Source organism: Shewanella oncorhynchi, assembly GCF_012584455.1.
GTDB classification, from domain to species: Bacteria; Pseudomonadota; Gammaproteobacteria; order Enterobacterales; family Shewanellaceae; genus Shewanella; species Shewanella oncorhynchi.
The window spans coordinates 258,246-279,188 of sequence record NZ_JABAEB010000007.1 but is presented as its reverse complement, the minus strand read 5'-3'; the positions used below and the strand labels follow the sequence as shown (position 1 = coordinate 279,188).

Genomic DNA, 20,943 nt, shown 5'->3' with positions numbered 1-20,943 from the left:
ACAGTTTAGCGAGTTTACGCCAGTATAAAAGGGATTATTGAAAAGAAAAGTGTTATCAATCACGGTATTGTTGCCACTTGGCTGTTAACACATCTGTAGTAAATTTTCGTCACACTATAGAATTTATTCGGTAAAACTTGATATTGGTCATTAAATAACGGTTTTTTATTACAACTCTGTTGCGCGCTTTGGTATTATATCCCAAGTTTAAATTAACTTACTTAACTTAATTTGCTTTAGGGGCATGGACCCCCCGTTACGCTTATGGACGGTAGAGGGCCTTCGAGAGGTGCCTATGGAAGCTGTAAATACGATTGAAATTATTGGTTATTTTGCCTCTATAATGGTGGCGATCTCTCTAATGATGAAGAATATCATTTGGTTGCGATGGTTGAATTTTGTAGGATGCACTCTGTTTGTGGTTTATGGGGTGTTTATTTCTGCTTGGCCTGTGGCCGGCATGAATGCGTTTGTTGCTTGTATTAATATTTACCATTTGACAAAAATTTACCGTGCTAAGGCAAATACTCCCGTCGCAGCCTAAGTTTTATTGGATTGTGTTGCTCTTGAGATTAACGTTTAGAGCAACACAATATCCTGTCTCAGTCCTATCGCTATTCCTAAATAAATCCCTTAACCCCAGCATAACGTCCCTAGAATCCTTCTAGATCAAAACCTCAGCCATGCTTCTTGTCATAAAACCTTCGAGCAGATGTCACTTAGCCGTCACAGGTCTTTCTTAGTCTCAAGCTATCTAATAGTGCTTTAGCTAATGTGGTTTAGGTTTAACTATTAGCATAGCCGTGAGCAGTCAATAACGAATTCAATCGTGAATAGAGCCTTGGTGAGTTGGTCGGTTTCAGACTAAGCACTCTAAGCGTCGTCGAGAGAATGCACAGATTAACATCACAGTAAAACTCGCTGGTATGCCAGCAAGGAGCCTGTTTTATGTTGAGTTACGTTGCAGACTTAGATAAGCGAATGTTTTGCTATATCGTGAGCTTCACCCAGCACCATGGTTTATATGCCCATGCAAAGCGGGTATCAGCGAGTGGCGATGGGCATGTGTATTTATATTTGTCCGTGGGTTTGATGCTGACGCACGCTCAAGGACAGGCTCTATTTAATTTGATGTTAGCGAGTTTTTTGGTTGAGTTACCGCTGTATTTACTATTGAAAAATAGTATTCGTCGCACACGGCCATGCCATGCATTAGTGGGATTTGAGAATGGTTTTGAACCATCGGATCGCTTCAGCTTACCGTCTGGTCATACAGCTGCGGCCTTTGTGATGGCAACGAGTGTGGCGCAAATCTATCCAGCGGCGGCTCCTGTGGCGTATTTATGGGCTTTTAGCATAGGGGGCTCACGTATTGCACTTGGCGTGCATTATCCCTTAGATATTCTGGCGGGAGCCTCATTGGGGATTGGGTCGGTATTGCTGGTTCATCCAGTGATTTAATTCAAATATGCGCCTGTTAATCATTTCATTAGTGGGAATTCTCCTTCACTCATCAGTTTAAGGATACGTAATGCGAATACTCTACGGAGTTCAAGGCACAGGGAATGGCCACTTAAGTCGTGCACGCGTCATGGCTAAAGCATTGATGAAAAAAGATATTGAAGTGGACTTTCTATTTTCGGGGCGTAAGCCTGATCAGTTTTTCGATATGGAGTGCTTTGGTGATTATCGCGTTCAAGCGGGAATGACGTTTGCGACGCACTCCGGGCGCGTGAATGTGCCACAAACTGTCCGACAAAATTTGTCCTTGTCGTTATTTAAAGATATTAAAGCCTTAGATCTCAGTTGCTATGATTTAGTACTCAACGACTTTGAACCTGTGTCGGCTTGGGCTGCGCGGCGCCAAGGCGTGCCATCCATTGGGATTAGCCATCAGGCGGCGTTAACTCATCCGGTGCCAAAACTCGGTAGCACTTGGTTTAATGAGATGCTGCTCAATTATTTTGCACCAGTGGATGTGGCGCTGGGGTGTCATTGGCATCATTTTGGCTTCCCTATTTTGCCGCCTTTTGTCGAAGTGGATGCCAGCCCATTCGAACACACGCATCAGATTTTAGTTTATTTGCCTTTTGAAGATGCGGATATGATTGCTCATTTTCTGTCTCATTTTAGTGATTATCAGTTTTTGGTATATCACAGCCAACAACCTAAAGGCCAAGTTGCTGAGCACATTAAATGGCACGGTTTTAATCGTGAGGGGTTTAAGCAACATCTTGCCAGCTGCGGTGGTGTGATAGGCAATGCGGGCTTTGAGCTTGCCAGCGAAGCATTAACCTTAGGTAAAAAACTCTTAGTCAAACCACTGATTGGCCAGTTTGAGCAGTTATCGAACGTGGCGGCGTTACAACTTTTAGCGGCCGCAGATAGCATGATGAGTCTTGATGTGAACATAGTTAAGCGCTGGCTTAAAACGGCATCACCTAATCCAATTGCATATCCAAAGGTGGGGGATACGCTGGTTAAATGGATTAACGGCGGCGACTGGCACAATAGTCAGCCGCTGTGCCAAGAGTTATGGAGCCAAGTCACGCTTCCCGATACTTGGCGTTAAACAGCATTGCTGTTCAGATGAAAAGCAACTTAGGCACTAGCTGGGTTAATGGCGTTAGCGTATAATTTCGTCAATTTTGCTGTTAGTCCCTTTCAGCACGTCTATTTTGGCCTAGCCTGGCCGTTAATTATGTTGTTATAAATGAGCCTGAAAAAGTTTACTCAGTACAAGTTACTGTTTTTAATGTTGTTATTACTTTGCATCCTACTTCCTTTTATTCCAGATCAGGCTTACCACATCCCCGGCCCTGATATCGCTAAGCAAAATTTTCATGTGATTGAGTTTAATGATAAAGGTCAGCCCCACGACGAAAGGCAATGGCAAGGTTTAGAGACGCGAATTTTACATCCAGAGCCTGCACAGATCCCTGAATTATTGATTTTTGTTCATGGCTGGCATCATAGCGCCGAGCCTAAGGATGAAAACTTTATTGCCTTTGAGCAGTTTTATCAGCAAATGGCCGCGTCCGATACCCAGCGTAACTTGTTGGGTTTGTATGTTGGCTGGCGGGGCGATAAATATGATCCTTTTTGGATCGATGGCTCAGATGATGCAAAAAGTTGGATTGAACCCTTAGATTTTCCCACTATTTTACAGCGTAAACGGGTTGCTAAACGTATCGGGCAGTTAGGTCTATCACAGCTGCTGGATAAGCTTGATAGCTTAGTAACACAGCATAAACTGCTGCGGTACACTGTGATTGGCCATAGTCTTGGCGGTGCTGTTGTTTTGCATGCGAGTAAAGATCGCATCAAAGCCGCCATTGATAATCAGCAGGATAATCCTAATTTATTCTTACTGTTAAATCCTGCCGTACCTGCTAAAGAGTATCAGCCATTAGATACGTTGGTGAGCTTAGATAGACAAAAACCGAGTATGGTGGTGTTGCAATCGAAGGGGGATTTTGCAGTGAAAGAAGCCTTCAATTACATCAAGGACGGCGAGCGCGCTGTCGGGAACTCTTGGGCTATTACTCACGATATCGACAAATGCTCTGGTGGCAATTGCACCACGCCAATGAAGATGCCCTCGGCCTTGATGGCGCACGATCAAATCCCTGGCTGTATGATGACGCTGCCTCAATCAGGCTGGAAAATTCGTGCTCGCCTGCAGGCTCGTCGTACCGTGCAAACCTGCCCCGATGCCAATATGCAAGCCGTATGGGTACTGGCCGTGTCGGACGAAATCGTCTCTGGGCACAATGGCATTCTCACTCCTGAGCATGGTAAAGCCTTGTCTGAGGTGATGCGTATGATTGATTTATATCGAAATCAATTACCTAAACATGCGGTGGAAAGCCCTGCGAACCAAGATCTCGGCACCTTAGCGCCAGAGTCAGAAGCTGCAACATCTACCGAAGGTGAAACGCCTGTGCCACAAGAGCCTGTGATTATTGTCGAGCCTTTACCTGAAGAGCAAAGCTCACCGACACCTAAGGTTAATGCACCATTGCAGGAGCCAAACGTATTACAGGAACAAGATAAGTCTGCTGCGACTGAGGCGCCACCCGCGCCAATTAAAGCGCCGGAATCAAAGCTTGAGGCTAAGCCAAATGACGGTGCAGAACCTCAACCTAAGGTTGAAACTGAAGGCATAAAGTGATCGGTAGCTGTATGGAGTAAGTAATAGATGATACATCTAGTGTTGTATGTCATTGAAAATAGATAATAAGCTGGTGCATAAACATTATGAGTCAATATGAGAGCTGAGTTAAGAGCAAAAATCATCACGGTTTGTCATAAAAAAATTGAGACTAAAGGCGATAATGTCGGCCTCTCATTTTACGCCTTCTTTGCGAACAAAAATGATGATCCAGAGTTGCTTATGGAAGCGGCGACTTGGTGGATTCAGACTCATCGCTTAGACCATTTTGTTAAGGCTCATAAAGTGATAGAGATGATCCAAAAGGAATCGGAAGAATAGACTCCAAAGCTGTTACTGCGGATTTTTGGTTTGCCACCTGCGCCAAGTAAAAGTGATTAGCACGGCGAGTATCAGGCTGACCATAGCCCATGTGGGGTATTTATGCTGGTGGTAAAACGCCAGCATGGGAGCGATTTCATCGCGGATTAACACTGGGCCTAATCCAAAGAGTGCCACCCAAATGCTGGTGGCGAGAGCATTGCCAATCACAAATTGTTTTAGTGGCAGTTTAGCGAGACCGCAGCCGATAAACATAAATTGTTTTAATCCCTCAACAAAACGACTCAGCACTAAAGCGGCGATGCCATATTGACCAATAACGCCATGGATTTTGTCTTCCAATTGCGGTTTTATCCAGCCCTTCTTAAGCAACACATCACCAAAGCGCCAACCGATGAAATATCCCAAACTGTTACCGCAGAGTGCAGCGCAAGCTGCGACGATTAATACCAATGACAGTGACATTTGCCCTGTAGCGGCTAATAAACTGGCGACAATTAATAAGGATTGCCCAGGCGCCGGAATGCCAAAACCCTCGACAGCAATCGCGACAAATAGCAGAACATAACCATATTGCTGCAGCCAAGGCGTGAGTTCGGTGATGATATGTTGTAGCGCTTCTGGCATAGATGAAAGTGATCAAATCAATGGAATGATTGGGCCATCATACTCGCCAACTTCTCTGATTGGATAGATTTATGAGCAAAGTTTCATGCCCGTTTTCATTTGCAGTGATTAGCAGGGCTAAGGCACTGAGGATATCAATTTTGTCTTAAAAATATAAAAGGCCGAACTGAGTTCGGCCTTAATACGCTATTACTGTTGCGATTCGGCGACGATATAATGTCTAGGCGAATGCAGCTTGTAGCTGTGGAACGACTTGTTTTTTACGGCTTAATACGCCGTCTAACCACACTTTGCCATCGACGGTATCTTTACCGTAGGCACGTTGGGTCAGCTGCGCATCGTCAGACACAATCAACAACTCTGAACCTTCTTTCATGATGTCAGTCAGCAGTAATAAAACGCTGTGGCGATTACCTTCCACTTTCAGTGCTTTGATATCGGCTTCTAACTCGGCCTTTATATCGTCAAATACTGACAGGTCGATCACTTCTAACTGGCCGATACCGATCAAGTTACCGTTCATGTTGAAGTCTTTAAAGTCGCGCATTACTAAGTCACGTGCTGGCGTGCCTTGGACGGCGGATTTCACTTTGAACATTTCCATGCCCAGTTCTTTGAAATCTTCAACGCCGGCGATCTCAGCTAATGCTTCAACGCAGCGAATGTCTGCAGTGGTACAAGTCGGTGATTTGAAAATCACTGTATCGCTCAAAATGGCGCACATCATGATGCCAGCGATATTTTTAGGGATAGCGACTTGGTAAAAGTCGAACATCATCTTGATCACTGTGTTGCTGCAACCCACTGGGCGGATCCAGCATTCTAACGGGGTATCTGTGGTGAGATCGCCTAACTTGTGGTGATCAACAATCCCGACGATAGTCGCTTGGGCGATATCATCCGGTGCTTGAGTCAGTTCTGAATGGTCAACGATATACACTTGCTCGCCAGCGTAGCTGGTTTTGTATTCCGGTGCTTCGAAGCCGAAACGTTCCAAAATAAAAGCAGTTTCGGGTGACAATTCACCTAAACGTGCGGCAATGGCTTCTTCACCGATTTGGTTTTTTAAATAGGCTAACGCGATAGCACCGCAGATTGAATCTGAATCGGGGATCTTGTGACCGACAACGTAAATGGGCATTTCAGGGACTCTCCTTTAAATTTGTGACAATTTTAGCAATATTTGGCTTTAATCGGAAATAGCCAAAGCGCATATCACTGCGCTCTTCAGTTGCTATTTCTCTAAAAATCGAACGCTCAGGTTCGGCAAAGATGGCTTAAGGTTTAGATCTTCACTTTTATCACGACTTTACGCACCGCCGTGGCGATATCGCCTGTGCCGGGCATATGCATGTCACCGGGGAAAAATAACGCAAACATGCCTGCTTTGAGTTTGATATAAGAGGCATTGGCTTGGTTTGCCTCGTAATCAAACTCGGCGTAATCGTATTTTTCAAAATAGGGTTTCGAGGGTGTTTGCTCCGCTAGTGGCAAGTAACCAAACTCTTCTTCACCGCTGAAAACATATTGCACATCGATATATTTTTGATGAACTTCAAAGGGTTCTGTCGACTTATGCTTGGTTTGATAGTCATTTACTATCACAAAAATATTGTCGCCATCGAGGGGATAATTGCCTACGGGTAGCTGACTAAAGTCGGTCGTCGCTAGATGTTCTAATGCAGTCGCAAGCCGAGGGCTTAAGGATTGATAAATATGGCGGTTTTTTAAGGTATCGACGATCATCGGCTACTCGACATGGCGGAAGTGAAATGGGCGAATGGTAAAGATTATAATCTGATCATCACAGTTAGGACATAAGCTTTGTCGATTGGAAGCAGGTCTAAACATGTCGGCATAAAAAAACAGGCCATTGAATGACCTGTTTCTACATCAAGTATGACTAAACTTAGCTAAACCGAGTTTAGTAAGTGTATTTGGCTTCTAAAAAGTAGTAACCACCATTAAAGCCAAAGGGGGTATTGGTTAATGGGTATACAAAGATTCCATTGAAGTTATTGTTATCAGGTCGTTTTTCTGGATACACATCAAACAAATTTTGCACCCCAGCCGTAAAGCTTAGCGCATTGGTGGCAGCGTATCTTACCGACAGATCCATCACCCACTGATCGCTATAGTTCACATCCCCCGTTGAATAACCTTCACTGTAGTCACCAAAGTAGTTTAAGCGGATATTGGTTTTAAAATCCCCGAGTTCATGGGTCAGCCCAATGCTACCCGTGTTATGCGGCGTGGCAGACGTCATGCGGGTTCTTTCTATACTATCAAAGAGTTTCTTGTCTAATCCGCCTAAAATAGACGGCAGATTGATGTCTTGGATCTCGGTTTTATTATAGGCATAGGCTAAGTTCGCCCGTAAATCGCCCCAAGTGCCAATATCAAAGTCTTGGCTAACAACAAGATCGACCCCACGAGTTCGGCTATCGACGGCATTGACGAAGAAGCGTGCTGAATCAGCATTGGTTCCTGCTAGTGCGGCCGCAACTGCGGGGCTATCAGCGGGTCTTAGAGCGCCAGATAAAATGATGCGGTCATCAATCTCTATTTGGTAAGTGTCGAGCGTTACCGCTAGACCAGTGTTATTGGTATAAACAAGACCGAGACTAAATGATTGAGATATTTCAGGTTCTAGCTCGTTAATCCCAAGCGCCTTTGTCACTGGTGATAAGGTGTTGAAAGTACCTGATTCAATAGGAACCAGTTGCCCCGTCACTGGATCGGGATTAAATAACGTCGAGATATTACTGAAGTACAGCTGTTGTACGCTCGGCGCTCTAAAGCCTGTATTGATAGTGCCACGCAGGGCTAAGTTGTCGGTAAAATCGTAACGACCCGCGAGTTTCCAGCTCGTGTTGCCGCCAAAGTCAGAGTAGTTTTCGTAGCGTAGCGCTGCCGCCCAGTAAAACTCGTTGGTTAATTGGTTTTCAAGTTCGGCATAAATGCCTGTGTTATCGCGCGTTTCATCAACCTCAGACTCAGGGGTAAAACCGGTGAAGCCTTGGCTACCTGCCGCTTTGCCATTATAGCCACCATTGATATACGAATCTTCTTCTCCGGCTTCAATTTCATAGCCGTTTTGGCGCCATGAAACACCGGTCGCAAACAGAATTTCAGAATCGTTTATAAAGGCAAAATAACGGGAAATATCTAAATTGATATTGGCTTCACGGGTCGATAGCGTTCCTGCGTCGAACTCGGTAGGAGTTTCTGGGCCTAAGGAAGCATTTAAGGTATTGACGATATTATAGTTAAATGAATTTTTACCATATCCCACTGAGGTATCAATATCCCAGTCACTCAGGTTGAATTCATAGCCTAGGGTAAGAGATGAATCGATAATTTTGGGGTTAATTTGCGGTAAAAAACCGTCGGGATACACTTCGGGTAAGTTACGGGCATCGAGAGCTAAACGGTAAAAAGCACCCGATTTAGTTTCACGTTGGCTAATACCACCAAAGGCATACAGTTTTCCGTCGGTAGATATAGGCTGAGCCGCATTGATAAATAAACCGATATTATCATATTCGGCATCACCAACGTGGTGGCTCTTACGGTTAAATGTGGCTTCGCGGGGATCGGCTGAGCCATCGGGTAATTTTTCATACTGTTGACGAGGGTCCAATCCTGCGCGGTTTGTGCTGTCTTTGTGATGCGCTTCTAGGGCGATATTCACAAAGCCATCATTGCTTAAACTGATCCCATGGTTAACGCCTACACGCCATTGCTCACCGTCACCTTGGTAGGTTTGTCCGGCTTGCGCCGAGACGCTTCCCCCTTGATCGCTGTCCTTGAGTACCACGTTAATCACGCCAGCAATCGCATCTGAACCGTATTGTGCCGAGGCACCATCTCGGAGAATTTCAATGCGTTTTATCGCTGTCATTGGAATAGCATTTAAATCGACGTTAGAGGAGCCTTTTCCCATGGTGCCGCTTAAATGTACTAGAGCAGAACCATGGCGACGCTTGCCATTTACGAGTACTAAGGTGTGGTCTGGCGACAGGCCGCGTAAGCTCGCTGGGCGCACCGCATCTGAACCGTCAGTCACCGAGGAGAATGGAAAGCTATAGCTTGGCGCCGCAAATTGCAGCGCTTTAGCGGTTTCGGTCATACCTGTTGATTCGAGTTGTTCGGCAGTAATGATATCGACCGGCGCAACACTGTCAGTTGCCGTGCGTAGTGCTATGCGTGAGCCTATGATCTCGATTTTTTCGAAGCCGGTTTGTTGCTCTGCGGCTTGGACTGCTGGAATAACCAATGTGGATGACACTGCCAATGCGATAACGGCTAGACGCATAAAAACCTCTCAATGATGTTTGTGACCCAATACTCGAACTTAGGTGTGCAGATAAAATAACAATCTGATGCCGAGAAGGTTATCACTGTAACAATTGTTACATTAAGACGTAAATATGCTAACTCAGAGCCTAGTGTTCTAAATAATATTTAAAATGCAGTTGAATATATTGATGAAAACCTCACTATCGACCTGCGTGCTTTTGAGGCTTTGTACGGCACAATACACGTTGTCGCATGCACATTGCGACTGAGTTAAGTCGATGATATGAATTGTTTATTGACGTATACCTTCGTGGTTTACTATTTTATTTTGCTCTAATGGCATTGGTTTTAAGGTACATAGAATTGTCAGCGTTACGATTTCTTGCAGGACCAACTGCATTTAACACCTTGGTAGAACAAGGCCTTAAAGCTGAGCATTTTACCCAGTTGCTTGCCGCCTCTGGTGGACCTAAGTGGCTTGGTATCGCAGGGCTAGATAAGTATTTGTTTGCTGAATTTTTCAAAGACAGGCAAACGCCTTTATATACATTAGGCGCTTCCTCTGGGGCTTGGCGTTTAGCGTGTTTGGCGCAGCAAGATCCCCTCATAGCCTATGGCCGCTTAGAGGATTTTTATATTGGTCAGCGTTACGACAGTATGCCAACACCGCAGGAAGTCAGTGCGCAAGTTAAAGGCGTAGTGCAGGGCATTTTAGGGGCAAACGGTGGCAGGGAAATCGTTAATAACGCTCATATTCACAGTCATTTCGTCGTGTGCCGAGCTAAACATTTAAATCGTTTAACGGCAAAGCTTCCGCTTGCGGCGGGGCTGGCGATGACGGCGGCGACCAACTTAGTGAGCCGTCGGAGTTTAGGTTGGCATTTTGAGCGTGTGGTCTTTAGCCAACAAGCTGCAGCATCTCCATTTTTGCAACTCAACGATTTACCCAGTCAGCAGGTCGAATTAACTGAGGCTAATGTCGATGCTGTGATGTTAGCAACGGGGTCGATTCCTTTGTTGCTGGCCCCTGTGTCCCAAATTGAAGGCGTTGCCGATGGGCAGTATTACGATGGCGGCATTACCGACTATCATTTTGATTTGCCTTTATCCCGTGCTAAGGGGCTGACGTTGTATCCGCATTTTTATCCGACCATCAGCCCAGGATGGTTCGATAAATCCTTGAAGTGGCGCCAAGGTCGCGCTAATTATCACAATGCGCTAGTGTTGGCGCCATCGGCCGAATTTGTCGCTTCATTGCCCTTTGGCAAAATCCCCGACCGTGAAGATTTTAAGCAACTGGACACTGCGCAGCGGATGCAATATTGGCGTACGTCTGTGGCTTTGAGTGAACGTCTTGCCGAGGAGTTTGCCTCGGTTGTTGCGAGGGGAAATGTGCTGGATCGGCTAGAGCACTTCTAGGTTGAAGTGATTTGGTCTCGAAAACTGGGTTTGACATGACGTGGTTGAAATGCCCTGATTCAAAATAGCAGGGGCGGAAATTTCTTTGTGCGGTCAGCGGCTTCAGGAAGGAAATTCTTTCACCTGCTACACTCTACAATAATAGGAAATACGAATGCATTGAGTTCGTTTCCTTCTATTTGGGGCAGGAGGTTGCTATGCAAACACGAGAAATGGCGTTACTCATGCGCGATGCCTTGTTACTGCCACAGGGACGGGTGGAGGTTCGTGTGGTTGACCCCGGTCATCTGCGCATGGTGGCCGATGTATTCAAGGGAAAGTATGTGCTCGCCTTTGCCACCATTAGACCCAGTGGTAGTCCGCCCTGTTATCCCACTGCCACCCAATGTGACATTATCGATTTTAATCAGCTAGAAGATGATTCACTCAGCATAGTGCTCGAAGGCCGTCAACGCGTCAGCATCCTCTCGGCGGCGCAGGCCAAAGATAAGCTGTGGATGGCGCGTACTTTACCTTGCCGTAACTGGCAAGAAGAGCCGATTAAAGGTGAATTTGAGTTTATAAGCGCCGCATTAGAGCAATTTTATGAAGTGAATCCCGATCTGTTTGAGCTCTATTCTCAAGTGCATTTGGAAGACGCCGCTTGGGTGAGCCAACGCTGGCTCGAGGTTTTGCCTATGTATAACAAAGATAAATTAGTGTTAGTGAATCAGCCAGATTGCCATAAGACCTTGGACTTCGTGCTGCAACTCATCAAGTCCCATGTGGACTGAAAAACCACAAAAAGGCTAGAATAGCGGCTTTCTATAGCCGCTTTTTTTGTGATATGACTGCATCTGCCCGCGCCGCCCAACCTTCTTACATAGTGCTTCCTGTGAATGTCACAGATAAACCCACAGTGTTTGCCTTTCTCGCACAACATTTTGCCCGTATAGGTGAAGATGTATGGCGTCAGCGGATCCTCGATGGAAAAGTGCATTGGCGGGATGGCAGTTTGATCGCATTGGACACTGAATATCGCCCTGCGGCGCGGGTGTATTACTACCGTGAAGTGCCGGTGGAAGCGAAAATCCCCTTCGAAGAACAGATCCTATTCCAAGATGACAACGTTATTTTGGCCTACAAGCCGCACTTTTTGCCTGTGACGCCAAGCGGCAACTATGTGAACGAATGTCTGGTGCATAGACTAAGATTGCGTACTGGCATTGATACTATCGCGCCCGCTCATAGGCTTGATCGTGAAACCGCTGGAGTGCTCCTGATGACGGTCGCGCCTGAAACCCGCGCGCTCTATCATCAACTCTTTATTGACGATGCTATTCGTAAAGACTATCAAGCGATTGCCAAGCTGACATCTGAGATTATTGAACAACATCAAAAAGGCTGCTTAACTTTGCCCCTGCATTGGACGGTAACAAACCGCATGCAGCCGAGCGACCCGAGTTTTACCATGAAAATCGTGGAAGGCGAGGCGAATACCCATTCCGAAATCAGTTTGGTGGCCATAAAAGGCGATGTCGGTTTATTTCATTTGAGCCCGATTACCGGTAAAACTCACCAACTTCGTGTGCATATGCAAAGCTTAGGTATGCCATTGTTAAACGACAGATTTTATCCAAGCTTATTACCCAAAGGGCCGGATAACTTTGCGACGCCTCTTAAGTTGATGGCACAGCGGTTACGTTTTATTGACCCAGTGAGCGGGATGCACCACGACATGCAATGTCAAGGTTTTGAGTTTTAGTCAGCGGAAAGCATTATTTCCAGTCTGTTTAAAGGAAATAATCGGGTGCAATTGTGTGCTTGGCCCTGTGATGGTATGAATACAATCTGCAGTATCTGAGTCTCTGCCATAGGGAGCCATATTACGATTGTTTAAAGGAAGTCCATTATGACCAAATCTGCGATCTTCTCTATCTTGCTTTGCGCTGCAGTATTAGTGGGGGCCATGTATTTTGGTGACTGGACTAAGCAGCCTTATCTGAATGACATTGCCGCCGAAATCCGTAAGGCGAGTGCGGTGATTGAACCGAAGAAACCGAGTTCGTCTGGCACATCGACAGCAGAAGTCGATGCCGAGCGGGATCAAAGCCCTAAGAGCATTTGGGATCAAATGGCGCATGAAAAACCGTCGAATAAGTCGCAGCCAGAAGCACTGATTTTCAATCAGGCTCAGCCAAAACCTGCCAAAACCGATGAGGCGTTATCCAAAAATACGCCCTTGATGGATTCAGGCTCTGGTGCCACTCAGCCTGAAACGGTTAAACATAATAAACCCGTTTAATCTGTTATTCCTGTTTGGGTGGTTCGAACAGGGTTTCGCTCATATCGCCATGTAAAACCGCAATTTTTGTTGGTGCACCATCATCAGCTAATTCCAACATACCTATTCCGCTTTTATTCACTAGACGTTTACTCGGCTCACCATTTGGTCGCCTGCCACGGAGCAACATACGTTTACGTTTTGTCAGCAAGTTAAGTGGTGAAAAGTGGCCATAAAACCAGCCATTGAGTTTATCGAAAATCGGTAACAGCTTCTCGGGGAAGTGATTTTTAATACCGCTGCAGGTGATTTGGTAGATGTTAGGGCTACTGCGTCTAAAACGAATACTGATGTCGTAACTAAAGGAGTAATGCACATCGCCGGAGAGGATCACAAACTCCTCTGGGGTTTTACGGTGCATAAAAATACTCAGCAGTGCATTGGCGGCGCCCGGGTGGGCCATCCAGTTTTCGGCGTCGACTAACAGGGAACCGCCGATCAGAGTGGCTGTGCGCTGCACAGCTTCAATCAACTTGACCCCAAACATGGGTGCAGGAGAGACGATAATGACCTTCGACTGGCCGAGTAACTCTTGCTGCAAATCCATTAACGCCTCCCAATCCATCAAGCCGGAAGGTTTTGCGAGATTAGATTCACTGCGCCAGCGGCGGGTACGGGTGTCGAGCACGACCAGTTTGGGCGAGGACTCTAAGGTGTAATGCCACTGCTCAAATTTAAGTAATTCGTCGATGAGCAGATCCTGACTTTCGCTTTCTTGTCGCGCAAAAAACGCATCGAGCAGCGGGCGGATATCGGCGGCAAATTTATCAGGCGCGTTGCCAAGTCCTTGGAATAAGGTGTAGCCGATTAAGGCATTACCAATGATGCGTTTCGAAAATGCGTGTTCGTAGGCCGCTTGTTCCCATTTAGCCGTCAGGTTCCAATCATCGGTGACGTCGTGGTCATCAAACATCATATAAACGGGAATGTGCGCCATAAAGCGCCTGACTTGCCCCAGCCCAGCTTTAAAGCCAAGCAAGTGTTGCCACTCATTTTGCCAGCGGGCGGTATTGGCGGGTGATAAGCCATCGACATCCTTCGAGATATTCACTAATTCCCACAGTTCAGGTGACCAAGTGAGTAAATACAGGGCGATGATTTCATTTAGGCTGACCAAATGATTTACGGCGATGGAGGAGGTAAAAATGGGGTGATTGCGATACCAACGCCAAAGCGCGGTTTTGGCCGGATATTGGGTATGAGGCAACAGGTTTTTATGCCGTTGATACAAATATGCGGGTTGATAATGAATGTCTTCACTAGTGGTGATGCTCGCGCCTTCAAATTGCTCATGTTTAAGACCAAGCAAATCGATGACTTGCCCTATGGCGCTTAACATAGGTCCCGCAACATCATCAATATAGACCTGATCACCACTCATTATGATAAGTGCAGGGCGATCATCCTCCGCACCACTGTTGATTATCTTGGCTAAATGGGTATCGGCGGCGACCAGTGCATCGTCACTGTGGTGATGCGGATTGCGGCAGGAACCGTGGAATACTTGGGTTAATTCCGGGGTGAAACGTACACTTGGCGTCGACGCATCGCCATAGTTCAGCTGGCTTATCGTGGCAAAAATATCACCATGCTGAGCGGCAGACACTTGGTAAGGTGTGACGATATTGGGTGCGAGCAACTCTGGGCGCGACAGTATTATTAGATATTGATGGGCATGTTGCCCAAGTGGCACATAGTGTAAATCGGCATCCTGCAACAGGTACTCTTGCTCACCAAGACGCAGCTTAAGTTCAGTTAATGGCTCACGACTCACAAACCACAGGGTAAAGTGTGAGGCATCGCAGTGGCGCAGCATGGGGCCAGCTAATATCAGAGGAAGTGTCGTACTCAAATTCTGCCTATGGGTATTTGGGTTAATCTTGCATGAGTTAACCCTAAGTAAGTTTGGTTTAGAAGAGTAAACAAGTGCGTTGAATATGAAAAGCTTTTAGAATTGTTAGCCATAAATATGCGTTGAAACTGAATGGGGCGATATGGCTAAGATTATGGTAACAGGCGCGACAGGGCTACTCGGCCGAGCAGTTGTAAAACAGCTTGAATTAACGGGACATCAGGTTATCGCCACAGGTTTTAGCCGCGCAAGTGAACGAGTGCATAAACTCGATCTTACCGCCCCTTTGGATGTCGAGGTATTTATCGCCCGCGAGCAACCGCAAGTGATAGTGCACTGCGCCGCCGAGCGTCGCCCCGATGTCTCCGAGCAAAATCCGCAGGCGGCATTGGCACTTAACTTAACCGCCAGCCAAGCCTTAGCTATGGCAGCTAAGGCCAATAACGCTTGGCTTATCTATATTTCCACTGACTATGTGTTCGATGGCACTCAACCTAAGTACGCTGAAGATGCAGCAACTCATCCGGTTAATTTTTATGGTGAATCTAAGTTAAAGGGCGAAGAAATCGTGCTAGACACTAGCGCTGATTTTGCTGTGCTACGCTTGCCAATCCTTTACGGCCAAGTAGAAAAGCTGAGTGAATCTGCAGTGCTAGTGCTGGTTAACCAATTGATTGAGCGTCGCGCCCAGGGGGTTGATCATTGGGCGATACGCAGTCCAACCTCGACCACCGATATTGCCCAAGCCATAGACAAGATGATTGCACAGCATATTGAACATTCTACCGTGCAGGGGATTTATCATTTTAGCGCCGCAGAGACTATGACTAAGTATCAGATGTTGTTGACCTTAGGAGAGATTTTACAACTCAGCACAGCGCACTTAACGCCTGAGTCTACGCCGACGGATAATGCCAAGCGGCCAAGAGACTGTAGCTTGAGTTGTGCGCGTTTATCTGCGCTGGGGATTTGTTCTGAAATCAATTTTGCCACTGGCGTGCGCCAAGCATTAACACAATCGAGTGGTGCACTTGCCACGCTCGGACTCACTCTGTAGGAATCGCCATGGCTAAGATCTTAGGGACCAGTCTACAGGCTGCCGACCAAGTCGCATTACTGCGAACCTTAGGTTTGCTGCTGCAAATAGGCTTAACCACGTTTGCCGCCGATACTTTTGGTCTTAGCCTGCAAATGGAGCCGTTAGTGCATGTGTTAGTGCTGGAGGTGTTATACCTTTCGCTCACATTGGCGCTACGTAAACCCTTATTTGCGAAGGAGCGCGGCCTCTTTATTGCGCTCAGCTTAGACACATTATTTTGGATATCTTGGTTGCACTTTTCCGGCGGCGCGACCAATGCGTTTATCTCGTTATTACTGTTGCCGATTGCACTTGCGGCTGTGACTTTGCCAATCTGGGCGCCTTGGGCACTGACGGCAATTTCAACCTTTGCCTACAGCCTGATGATCTTTACTGTGCCCGAATCCCCCATGCAGCACCACGGTATGGACATGAGTTCCCACTATTTAGGCATGTGGTTCAACTTTGTGATTTCAGCATTGGTGATGACAACCAGCGTGGCGTTAATCACTAAGCGTATGCGCCGCCAAGATGCGCAGTTAGCCTATATGCGCGAAGGGCAATTGCGTCAGGAGCAACTCTTAGCCCTAGGTACAGTATCGGCGCAGATGGCACATCAACTGGCCACACCACTCTCGAGTCTGAGGTTATTACTCGATGAAGTAAAAGAAGACATGAGCGATACCTCGATAACGATTGTCGAGATGGAAACTGCGTTAGGTCGCTGTGAACATACGCTTGCCGAGCTGAGATTAGCGACGGAGTCGATCCGCGATCGCCGCCAGCGCCCACTAAAGATCATTGAGTTGGTGGACAGTTTAAAGCAAAAAACCTTGCTGTTAATGCCGCAAACTGAACTGAATTGGTTGATCACTTGTATGCCTGAACAACTGGCAGAGCAAAGTATTCTGACTGATATGAGTTTAACGCCAGCCATCATGGCTTTGATTGAAAATGCTGCCCGCGCTAGCGCCGAAACCATAGGTGCGCCGCAGGTGGATATCAGTGTAGATATAGCGCCAAGCGAAGAGCAGATCTACTTGCAGATCCGCGATTATGGCACCGGTATCGCGCCCGATTTATTGCCACAGTTGGGCACCTTACTCATAGAAAGTCCCAAGGGTTTAGGTGTCGCTTTGCTACTCAGTCATGCCAGTTTAGAGCGTTTAGGCGCTGAGTTGATTTTGGCAAATCATCCCCAAGGTGGCACTGTGGCACAAATTCGTTTCACTATATTAAGGGCGCCGGCGCCGTCTGTATCGCACAAGACTAAGGTTGGTGACGAGGTAAGTTCATGAAACGTTTGTTGATTGTAGAGGATGACCTTTCCCTTGCGAGTATTTTAGGGCGCCGATTAACACGCCATGGCTTTGAATGCCGATTAACACATGATGCCAGTGATGCTCTGCTGGTGGCGCGGGAATTTCGTCCTAGCCATATTCTTTTAGATATGAAGCTTGCCGAAGCCAATGGCCTAGGGTTAATTGTGCCGCTGCGTCATCTGCTGCCCAAGGTGACTATGGTGTTACTCACCGGCTACGCCAGTATCGCTACAGCGGTGGAAGCGATTCGTCTCGGCGCCGATAATTATTTAGCTAAACCTGTGGATACCCAAACCTTGCTCGCCGCACTTGAAATGGATGGGCATTCCCATACTCTTCAAGAAGATGAAGTCGACGATTCGCCACTTAATCCTAAGCGTTTGGAGTGGGAGCATATTCAGCAAGTGCTCAATGCTAACCAAGGCAATGTGTCCGCCACGGCTCGCCAATTGGGAATGCATCGTCGGACGTTACAACGTAAATTGCTGAAGAAACCAGTGGGTGAAAGTGGACATTTGAAGTAACGATTCATCCACGTGTGAGCAAGGGGCAACAGCTTAAGGCAAACCTGATTAGGTAATGAGGCAGAGCCGTTTGACCATAAAAAATGCCACTCAAAAGGGCTGAGTGGCATTAACAAGAAAACGAGAAGTGAATCGATGAATTAGCGCTAGGATTTTACGCTAGCGCCATTGCACGATTAGATTATGCGATTAAAAATTAACGGTTTCTTCGTTTGAGCAAGGGCCGTTAGTTTCACACACTTTATAGCTGAAGCTAGTGCCAGCTAGGTCAGTGAAGCGGTCAATAAATGATGAACTGCTTGAAGTACCAACCGCAACACCGTTACGGAAGATAGTATATTCATCAGCGTTGTGACCTTCCCATTCGAGTGCAACACGAATGCTGCCGCGACGAGATTTGTTCGCATTTTTTACTGCCATTTCTAATGCGACTTCAGGGACTTCAACCGCAAATTCTGCCGAAGTGCTTGCTGTTGCGCCATCGTTGTCAGTTACAGTCAGTGTGACTGTGTAGCTGCCTGACTGGGCATACTGATGATTGACACTCGCACCTGCGGCATTTGTACCATCACCAAAATCCCAGTTCCATGATGTCAGGTCGCCATCGCTGTCAGTACTGGTGCTTGTGAAGCTGCCGTTACCGTTAGCAAAGCTTGCAGTAAAGCCTGCGGTTGGAGCTTGGTTTGGAGTGTCATCGCCATCATAAGCACCCACTAGGCTCACACCTGTGTAACTGCTATAGCCGCTGACCATCACCCAATAAGTTCCCGTTTGAGCAGGATCAATAGCACAGCTTTCGGCATTACCTGACTTGTATGGACGACAGTCATAGCTGCTAGACGTCGGCGCTTGACCAAATTTAACATACATGTCCGCATCACCTGTGCCGCCTGACATATTGAAGCTCAGGTTAGTTGCACCGCTAGCGACATCGAGTTTGTAGTATTTTTTGCTACCTGATGCACCCGCTAAACCTGTCACAGCAACACCGTTGGCGAGTTCAGTAGCTTCTGGTGGTGGCGGTGGTGGTGGCGTTTCACAAGGTGTGATACCCACAGCGGCAAACGCAGTAACCACATCGTCAGCACTTAAGCCTAAGTCAGTTGCGGCCGATTTAACACCACAAGCGCCTTGCCAGAATAAGCTGTCCGCCGTCCAATATAATTGGTTAGCGACTACGAATGTTTGGAATGCTTTGCGCGTATCCCAACCTGGTAAGTTAGCTAAAGTGTAGAAAGCTTTATTGAATACACCTGAACTGTGGTGCACATCGATGCCATCATAGTAATCGTCGATATGACCGATTGAGATGCCGTCTAAGGTTGGATCTGCCATGTAGCGCAGTGCACCGCTGCCTTTAAAGATATCGGCGCCGACTAACCAGTCGTTTGTGCCGTGCATGTAAAATTCAGCGGCTTCACCCGCCATATCTGAGAAGGCTTCGTTCATGCCGCCAGATTGATCTGCGTAAACCAGCCCTGAGTTTTGCTCAGTGAAACCGTGGCTCACTTCGTGTGCCGAGACATCTAAGCTCACTAATGGGTGGAAGGTAGTTGCGCCATCACCGAAGGTCATAGCGCTGCCGTCCCAGAAAGCGTTTTCGTAGTTGTTGCTGTAGTGAACTCGCATCGTTAACTGAAAGGTTAACGGTGCAGTGTTGTACCACTCGCTATACATCTTGTAGATCACGTTGCCGAAGTAGTGCGCATCGTTTAATGGCGAGTAAGCGCCGTTGATCTCTTTGACTGTATTGCGTGGGCAAGTATAAGAGAAGGGGGTGGTGCCTGATGTGGCACCGTTTAGGTTAACGGTTTTCACGTTAGGTGAGTTCATGGTGCAAGTGTCACCGCTCACTTCAACGTCTAAGCTAGAAAAATCAGTACCGTATTCGTATTGGCCAGTCTTAATGTTACCGCCTGGACCTGTGCCCGTTGCAGCGTGATTAATCCCTTCCCAACGCTTGAGCACTTCACCTGAGTGTGCGTCAATCATAGTGAATGGACGGCTTGGCTCATCGCCATATACCACAAAAGACGTCACATAAACGAGGCGAGTTTTAGCGGCATCATCGAGGTAAAGCCATAATTTTGCTTGTTTGTTTTCAGCTTTTAGGCTTGCAACGGCTTTGTCAGACTTGCCACGGATCGCAATATCTAACGCTTTGTTAGCCGTTAAAGTGGGTTTGACAAAATCAGCCGACTTTTCAATATTTTTTAATACGCGGCCAGACATGTCGCTGTAAAAGCCCATGCTCGATTGTGACGTCGCAACAGAGAAACCATAAACAGGTACGCCATGGAAATATTGTTGTAAACGTTGTTTTTGCTTGCCTTGACCTAGGTTGAGTTTTTTCTCGACTTTGAGTTGGCTACCTGCGTCTAAGCTGAACTGAGACACTAAGTTATTGCTTGAAGACGCGCTTCTAAGAGTACCGACATCGACAACATCGACAACATCGGCAGCAAATGCGGATGTGCCTAAAGTGGCCGACACAGCAATGAAGAGTAGCGACAGTTTTTTGTTTAGCATCATGCTTGAAATCCTTTTTCCGTTTTGTAAATAACGTTGGAATGCCATACAGCTTAACTGGCTCGGGCGAGCGTTTTTTTATTGTGATTTCTACAGGGTCTTCGGCATCCCTCTGCCATGGCCGCATAGAATGAGCTGTTGCTCAGGCGGGAATTCTCAGATTTTTATTCTGTGCAAAGCGTGAATAACCGCATGACTCTAGATGTTATTTAAATGTAAAAGTGTTAACAATCGTACAAAGGAACTATCTTCAACGTTCATTTAGACGCTTTTAAATCTGAATTAAGACTTTTGGGTAATAGGGATTTAACCAAGCGGAATGGTGATGCACTTGAGTGTTTTAAAATAATTTAATGATTTATTTCAATTGTTTATTTTTCAGTGTTCTTGAAAAGGCTTGATTAAGGATGGGGTGTGCGTTGGGGGCATCATCCTATCAAGGGGTTAAAACCCTCGGCTTTGATTTATTAAT

At 46.6% G+C, this 20,943-nt stretch carries 18 protein-coding genes; 12 read left to right on the top strand and 6 right to left on the bottom strand.

Annotated features, from left to right (window positions below):
* Nucleotides 1–295: 295 nt before the first annotated feature.
* The 5 genes from HGO26_RS13570 (at nt 296) to HGO26_RS13550 (ending at nt 4,495) form a co-directional block, all read left to right on the top strand.
* Nucleotides 296–544 carry a YgjV family protein gene (locus tag HGO26_RS13570; protein WP_168825768.1) on the top strand — a complete coding sequence of 83 codons (249 nt, stop codon included), beginning with the start codon at nt 296–298 and terminating at the stop codon, nt 542–544.
* A gap of 404 nt (nt 545–948) precedes the next feature.
* A complete protein-coding gene (locus HGO26_RS13565; RefSeq protein ID WP_168825767.1) occupies nt 949–1,461 on the top strand; it encodes a phosphatase PAP2 family protein in 513 nt (170 codons plus the stop codon).
* A 70-nt stretch (nt 1,462–1,531) separates the two neighbouring features.
* Nucleotides 1,532–2,572 (top strand): MJ1255/VC2487 family glycosyltransferase, encoded by a 1,041-nt coding sequence (locus tag HGO26_RS13560; RefSeq protein WP_168825765.1) that lies wholly within the window; start codon nt 1,532–1,534, stop codon nt 2,570–2,572.
* Between the two features lie 141 nt (nt 2,573–2,713).
* Complete coding sequence (locus tag HGO26_RS13555; RefSeq protein ID WP_168825763.1) at nt 2,714–4,174, top strand: thioesterase; 1,461 nt, start codon at nt 2,714–2,716, stop codon at nt 4,172–4,174.
* Between the two features lie 96 nt (nt 4,175–4,270).
* Nucleotides 4,271–4,495, top strand: a complete 225-nt coding sequence (locus HGO26_RS13550) for a DUF6500 family protein (RefSeq protein ID WP_168825761.1) — start codon at nt 4,271–4,273, stop codon at nt 4,493–4,495.
* A 12-nt stretch (nt 4,496–4,507) separates the two neighbouring features.
* Here the strand turns inward: HGO26_RS13550 and HGO26_RS13545 are convergent, their stop codons facing one another.
* The 4 genes from HGO26_RS13545 to HGO26_RS13530 all read right to left on the bottom strand — a co-directional run bounded on the left by HGO26_RS13545 (nt 4,508) and on the right by HGO26_RS13530 (nt 9,440).
* Nucleotides 4,508–5,122: a DedA family protein gene (locus HGO26_RS13545; protein ID WP_168825759.1), complete on the bottom strand. Its 615-nt coding sequence runs from the start codon at nt 5,120–5,122 to the stop codon at nt 4,508–4,510.
* Between the two features lie 220 nt (nt 5,123–5,342).
* Nucleotides 5,343–6,263 carry a manganese-dependent inorganic pyrophosphatase gene (locus HGO26_RS13540; protein ID WP_168825757.1) on the bottom strand — a complete coding sequence of 307 codons (921 nt, stop codon included), beginning with the start codon at nt 6,261–6,263 and terminating at the stop codon, nt 5,343–5,345.
* A 143-nt stretch (nt 6,264–6,406) separates the two neighbouring features.
* The gene (locus HGO26_RS13535) at nt 6,407–6,868 is read right to left on the bottom strand and encodes a NanQ anomerase/TabA/YiaL family protein (protein WP_168825755.1); all 462 of its coding nucleotides are present in this window, start codon (nt 6,866–6,868) and stop codon (nt 6,407–6,409) included.
* Between the two features lie 178 nt (nt 6,869–7,046).
* Nucleotides 7,047–9,440: a TonB-dependent receptor plug domain-containing protein gene (locus HGO26_RS13530; protein ID WP_168825753.1), complete on the bottom strand. Its 2,394-nt coding sequence runs from the start codon at nt 9,438–9,440 to the stop codon at nt 7,047–7,049.
* 347 nt (nt 9,441–9,787) lie between these two features.
* On the opposite strand from HGO26_RS13530, the gene HGO26_RS13525 reads away from it, so the two are divergent.
* The 4 genes from HGO26_RS13525 to HGO26_RS13510 all read left to right on the top strand — a co-directional run bounded on the left by HGO26_RS13525 (nt 9,788) and on the right by HGO26_RS13510 (nt 13,127).
* A complete protein-coding gene (locus HGO26_RS13525) occupies nt 9,788–10,843 on the top strand; it encodes an alpha/beta hydrolase (protein WP_168825751.1) in 1,056 nt (351 codons plus the stop codon).
* Nucleotides 10,844–11,040: 197 nt separating this feature from the next.
* Nucleotides 11,041–11,616 (top strand): LON peptidase substrate-binding domain-containing protein, encoded by a 576-nt coding sequence (locus HGO26_RS13520; protein WP_168825749.1) that lies wholly within the window; start codon nt 11,041–11,043, stop codon nt 11,614–11,616.
* A gap of 53 nt (nt 11,617–11,669) precedes the next feature.
* Complete coding sequence (locus HGO26_RS13515) at nt 11,670–12,587, top strand: pseudouridine synthase (RefSeq protein ID WP_168825747.1); 918 nt, start codon at nt 11,670–11,672, stop codon at nt 12,585–12,587.
* Nucleotides 12,588–12,734: 147 nt separating this feature from the next.
* On the top strand, nt 12,735–13,127 hold the full coding sequence (locus HGO26_RS13510) for a hypothetical protein (RefSeq protein ID WP_168825745.1): 393 nt from the start codon (nt 12,735–12,737) through the stop codon (nt 13,125–13,127).
* Between the two features lie 4 nt (nt 13,128–13,131).
* On the opposite strand, the gene HGO26_RS13505 is transcribed toward HGO26_RS13510, so the two are convergent.
* Complete coding sequence (locus tag HGO26_RS13505) at nt 13,132–14,982, bottom strand: metallophosphoesterase family protein (RefSeq protein WP_168825806.1); 1,851 nt, start codon at nt 14,980–14,982, stop codon at nt 13,132–13,134.
* Between the two features lie 178 nt (nt 14,983–15,160).
* On the opposite strand from HGO26_RS13505, the gene HGO26_RS13500 reads away from it, so the two are divergent.
* From HGO26_RS13500 to HGO26_RS13490, 3 genes are read left to right on the top strand one after another with little or no spacing between them, the layout of a single operon-like run.
* Nucleotides 15,161–16,075, top strand: a complete 915-nt coding sequence (locus tag HGO26_RS13500) for a dTDP-4-dehydrorhamnose reductase family protein (protein WP_168825743.1) — start codon at nt 15,161–15,163, stop codon at nt 16,073–16,075.
* An 8-nt stretch (nt 16,076–16,083) separates the two neighbouring features.
* Entirely contained in the window at nt 16,084–17,394 is a 1,311-nt protein-coding gene (locus HGO26_RS13495; RefSeq protein ID WP_168825741.1) for a sensor histidine kinase, read from the top strand.
* On the top strand, nt 17,391–17,942 hold the full coding sequence (locus HGO26_RS13490; protein WP_105251231.1) for a response regulator transcription factor: 552 nt from the start codon (nt 17,391–17,393) through the stop codon (nt 17,940–17,942). The genes HGO26_RS13495 and HGO26_RS13490 overlap by 4 nt, the downstream gene beginning before the upstream one ends.
* Nucleotides 17,943–18,131: 189 nt before the next feature.
* On the opposite strand, the gene HGO26_RS13485 is transcribed toward HGO26_RS13490, so the two are convergent.
* Nucleotides 18,132–20,474, bottom strand: coding sequence for a M4 family metallopeptidase (locus tag HGO26_RS13485; RefSeq protein ID WP_168825739.1), 2,343 nt, complete (start codon nt 20,472–20,474; stop codon nt 18,132–18,134).
* Nucleotides 20,475–20,943 lie beyond the last annotated feature (469 nt).